The sequence below is a fragment of the Massilia sp. CT11-108 genome (assembly GCF_047302915.1).
Lineage (GTDB): Bacteria > Pseudomonadota > Gammaproteobacteria > Burkholderiales > Burkholderiaceae_D > Telluria > Telluria orientalis.
On sequence record NZ_JBKYMO010000441.1, the window covers coordinates 1 to 4,594 of the forward strand.

The following is a 4,594-nucleotide window of genomic DNA, read 5'->3' on the forward strand; positions in this document are numbered from 1 at the left end:
CCCGGTTGTTTCTTCGTCTGGGGGGCTGGTTTTTGTTTATACGCCACCGGCCCGGGGGGCAAACTTTGCGGTGGGCCGCCCGCCCGCGCCGAAAACGCCGGAAGTGGCGCCGATCTTCGAGACCCCGGGCGTGCTCACGCCGCGGGGTAAAGTCGTGTTCGAGCCATCCGTGCAGTATGGCTATTCGTCCAGCAACCGCGTCGCCCTCGTCGGCTACACGGTGATCCCGGCCCTGCTGATCGGCCTGCTGGACGTGCGCGAAGTGAAACGCAATACGACGACGGGCACCGCCACGTTCCGCTACGGCTTCGACAACCGCCTGGAATTCGAAGCGAAGATCCCGTACGTCTACCGCAGCGATTCGACCGTCAGCCGCGAGCTGTTCACGGGCACCGCCGCCGAGCGCGCGTTCGAGACGAGCGGCAAGGGCATCGGCGACATCGAGCTGGGCTGGCGCTACCAGCTGAACGACGGCGGCGTCGACACCCCGTACTACATCGCCGGCCTGCGCTTCAAGTCGCGCACGGGCCGCGATCCGTTCGAGGTCGTGACGGATTGCCAGACCCGCTGCGTGGGCCAGAACGTCACCGGGACGGGCCTGCCGCTCGACCTGCCGACCGGCTCCGGCTTCTATTCGGTGCAGCCAAGCGTGACGTGGCTGCTGCCGTCCGATCCGGCCATCTTCTTCGGCGGCTTCAGCTACACGAAGAACTTCAAGCGCGGCAACGTCTACCGCACCGTGCTGAACGGCGGCAAGGAACTGCTGGGCACGGTGGAACCGGGCGACGTGTTCGGGTTCAACTTCGGCATGGGTCTCGCGCTGAACGAGCGGGCGTCGTTCAGCATCGGCTACGACCACAACTCCGTGGGCCGCATGCACCAGAACGGCGTGGTCATCCCGGGTTCCGTGCGCGTGCAGCTCGGTACGCTGCTGCTCGGCTACTCGTACCGCCTGAAGAACAACCGCACCTTGAGCGTATCGGTGGGCGCGGGCCTCACGCGCGATACGCCGGACGTCACGCTGATGGTCAGGATGCCCTTCACGTTTTGAGGATCCCCTTTGGCCGCAAGGCGCGGCCCAACAAGAAGGGCTGCGCTTGCGGCCCTTTTTTTCAGACGTAATAGACGAGTGCCGCGAGGCCCACGATCAGCGCGACCTTCGTCGCTTTATAGGCCGTCTTGTTCCAGGCCTTGTAGCGGCGGCGGTACTGGCCCATCACGTACGAAACGCGGAACAGCTTGCTGACGAGGCCCGTCTGGTCGCCGCTCTCGTTGGGCGAGGCGGCCGCCGTCATCATCGTGCGGCCCAGCCAGCGGTTCACGGCCTGCATCCAGCGGAACCGCATTGGACGCTCGACGTCGCAGAACAGGATCAGGCGGTCGCTGTCGCTGGCGTTCTCGGCCCAGTGAATGAAGGTTTCGTCGAAGATGACGCCCTGGCCGTCGCGCCAGCTGTAGCGCTGGCCGTCGACTTCGATGAAGCAGCGGTCGTCGTTCGGCGTGGCCAGGCCCAGGTGGTAGCGCATCGAGCCCGCGAACGGGTCGCGGTGCGGGTTCAGCTTCGCGCCCGGCGGCAGCTCGGCGAACATCGCGGCCTTCACGGACGGGATGCCCTGCAGCAGCGCGTACGTCTGCGGGCACAGGCGCTCGGCCGACGGGTGGCTCGCGTCGTACCACTTCAGGTAGAAGCGCTTCCAGCCCGTCTTGAAGAAGGAATTGAAACCGGCATCGTTGTTCTCCTCGGACGCCTTGATCTTCTTCATCTCGATGAGGCGCAGGCCTTCCTCGCGGATCGTCGGCCAGTTCTCCTGCAGCACGGACAATTCGGGGAATTCACGGACCGGGATGTACGGCGTGCTGGGCACCTTCGAGAACAGGTGCATGAAGATATTGATCGGCGCCATGAACGACGAATGGTCGAACAGCTGTCGGCCGAACGGCAGGCGGACCTTGCCACGGAAATGGATGTGCAGGACCGACAGCACGAGAAAACCGACTACGAACCACTTCATGACGCCTCCGACTGAACGAGGCGCAAGGATACCATATGCGATACGCGGCCGTACGCGCTCCGCCCCGGCTGGTCCGGACGGACGGCGTACGGCCGCGAATGTGGTGCTACCGCGACAGCGTCAATGCGCGCCAGTGCATCGTCAATGCATCGTCGACGACGTGACGGCGTAGCCTTTTTCCGCCAGTTGGGCGTTCAGGTTCTGGATATCGTAATCGGGCAGGTCTCCGGCATCGTCGTCGACTTCGAAGGCCCGCGCTTCGACCTCCCAGTCGGTATTCGTGGCTTCCTCGGGGATATTGCGGGTCTCGGGGACGGCCAGGTAAGAAAACTTGCCGTCGTGTTCGGCTCTGCGGTAGATGTCCAGGCGCATAGTCACTCCTTTAAAAGCATGGCCGTCGAATGAAAGCCATCAGTATGGGCACGATAGGCGAACGGTTCGTGTCCGTCTGTTAATCCGCGCACACTGGCTGGACGACAAGTTTCAGCGTCCCACGCCCCCGCCCAGCACGCGCGCCGGCAGCATGACGATCGCCCGCAGCAACTCGAAGACGGCCTCGACGCCGATCCCGAGCAGCCGGAACGGCAGCAGCACGAGCCAGACGAGCGGATACATCACGAGCGCCAGCAGCGCGATCGGCCAGCAGAGGAACAATAACACCAACCACACGAGGAAACCCAGCATCGTCAGCTCCATCTTTCAGGGCAAGGGCCGGTGCGGCCCGACGATGTGACTGTAGTTGTATGGACGCCAATCCGCAATGTTTCTGCGACGGACGGTCAGCGGGGGGAGACAAACGGGGCAAAAGCGGGGACGAGCGGACGTCGTCCCCGGCAGGGCAAACGATCAGGCCAGGACGGTGTCGCGGACCTGCACCGGCACGCCCGCCCGTTCGACGACCTCGGCGCGCATCGACGCTTCCAGCGACGGAATCGAGCCGCCCGCGCGGTAGGCAAAGCTCACCTGCACGACGTCGCCTGCCTGCACGTCCAGCGGCGTGGCCAGCGGCAGCATCATGTAGTGGTTCAGCCAGTCGATCGTCGTGCCGCGTTCCTCGACGATGGACAGCACGTTCTTGGTGATGAAGCGCAGCGCGTTCAGGCGGCCGCCCTGCTCCATGCGGAACTGGCCTTCCCACGCGATCGCGTCGCCGACGGGCTGGCTGAAGTCCATGATCGCATACACGCACGGCTGCGCCAGGTCGATGGTGCCCGGGTAAATCACGTTGGTCGGCTGGAATTGCACGATCGGTGCATAGAAACCCTCGAAATCGTATTCGAGCTGCAGCGGCTGCGCGGCCATGATGACGGCTTCCGGCATGAAGATCGGCAGCGGACCGCCGAAGCGCGCCAGGTAGCGCCGCTTGAACGACTCGATGACCTCGACCTGCTTTTCGCGCAGCATGCCGACGTGGATCATTTCGCAGATGACGAGATCGACGGGTTCCGGCGGCAGGTATTCGAACGCGTCCGCATGGATGACCTCGACCTTGTGGCCGTTCGGGTTCATGGCGAGGAAGCGGCGCGCCTCGCGCACCATGTCCGGGTTGAACTCGACGCAATAGACCTGCGACGCGTTCTGGGCCGCGAAGTACGAAAGCACGCCCGTGCCTCCGCCCAGCTCCAGCACCTTCATGCCCGGCTTCACGGCGTGGTAGATCGCGGACTTGAAGCTGTGCATGCGGTTATGGTCCATCAGCATGTTGTGATGGTAGTGGACCGGAATAAACTGCCCCAGGTAGCAGCTTTCGATTTCGCGTTCGTTGAGCATGGGTTCCTCTATGTCGGAGTGTGCCTGCATTATCTCCATGCTTTTATGCAACTGATGCGCCGAGCTGACGGGGATTTGCCGGCCAGTTTGTCGGATCGATGGGACAGCCGGTCGGCGATGCTTAAATACCTTGACCTTTTTCCATGTGGGAATGTTAGTATTTTCCCACCGCTGTTTCCGTTAGCAGGCCGCCATGGTCCATTCGATCCGTTCCCTGTCGGCGAATATCGCCGATTTGTTGCTGGACGTAGTTTTCCTGGTGGACCGGCGCGGCATCATCGTGGACGTCAGCGCCGGGTGCGAACGCATGCTCGGCTACCGTCCCACCGAGTTGATCGGTCAATACATGCTCGATTTCGTCGTCCCCGAGGACCGCGCCATCACGTGCATGGAAAGCGCGCGCGTGCAGGCGGGACAGGAACGCGTCGGCTTCGAGAACCGCTACCTGCACAAGGATGGACGCCGCGTCGACGTGATGTGGTCGGCGCGCTTCATCGCGGACCATGGCCTGCGCCTGGGCGTCGGGCGCGACATCAGCGCCCGCAAGCGCGCCGAGCGGCGCCAGGCGGCGACGTACGCGATTTCCGAAGCGGCCTACCACGCCGGCGACCTGGCCGGACTCTGCGGCGAGATCCACGCCATCCTCGACCACCTGGTGGGTGCGCCCGGGATGGTGGTCGTCAGCGACCCGACCCCGCAGCATGGTTTCAAGGTCGTCTACCAGTGCGACCACGATCCGAAGATGCGCCTGCCGTCGCGCGCGTGCCTGGCGCGCTGGCGCGCGGCCGCGACGACGCCGGACAGTATCGCGC

6 protein-coding genes are annotated in these 4,594 nt (G+C 64.0%); 2 read left to right on the forward strand and 4 right to left on the reverse strand.

The genetic code is table 11. From position 1 onward, the window contains the following. The coding region (locus ACEN88_RS24870) for an acetate kinase (protein ID WP_413343985.1) at positions 1 to 1,051 on the forward strand (1,051 nt) is incomplete at its 5' end. A gap of 61 nt (positions 1,052 to 1,112) precedes the next feature. On the opposite strand, the gene lpxO is transcribed toward ACEN88_RS24870, so the two are convergent. The 4 genes from lpxO to ACEN88_RS24890 form a co-directional block, all read right to left on the reverse strand. After that, on the reverse strand, positions 1,113 to 2,012 hold the full coding sequence (gene lpxO, locus ACEN88_RS24875; protein ID WP_413343987.1) for a lipid A hydroxylase LpxO: 900 nt from the start codon (positions 2,010 to 2,012) through the stop codon (positions 1,113 to 1,115). Positions 2,013 to 2,153: 141 nt separating this feature from the next. Further along, the gene (locus ACEN88_RS24880) at positions 2,154 to 2,384 is read right to left on the reverse strand and encodes a DUF6139 family protein (protein WP_036229374.1); all 231 of its coding nucleotides are present in this window, start codon (positions 2,382 to 2,384) and stop codon (positions 2,154 to 2,156) included. A 111-nt stretch (positions 2,385 to 2,495) separates the two neighbouring features. Continuing rightward, on the reverse strand, positions 2,496 to 2,696 hold the full coding sequence (locus tag ACEN88_RS24885; protein WP_091662476.1) for a hypothetical protein: 201 nt from the start codon (positions 2,694 to 2,696) through the stop codon (positions 2,496 to 2,498). 162 nt (positions 2,697 to 2,858) lie between these two features. Then, positions 2,859 to 3,821: a methyltransferase domain-containing protein gene (locus ACEN88_RS24890; protein ID WP_413343990.1), complete on the reverse strand. Its 963-nt coding sequence runs from the start codon at positions 3,819 to 3,821 to the stop codon at positions 2,859 to 2,861. A gap of 154 nt (positions 3,822 to 3,975) precedes the next feature. Between ACEN88_RS24890 and ACEN88_RS24895 the strand changes: the two genes are divergently transcribed. After that, a partial coding sequence (locus ACEN88_RS24895; RefSeq protein ID WP_413343992.1) for a PAS domain-containing protein occupies positions 3,976 to 4,594 on the forward strand: 619 nt, incomplete at its 3' end.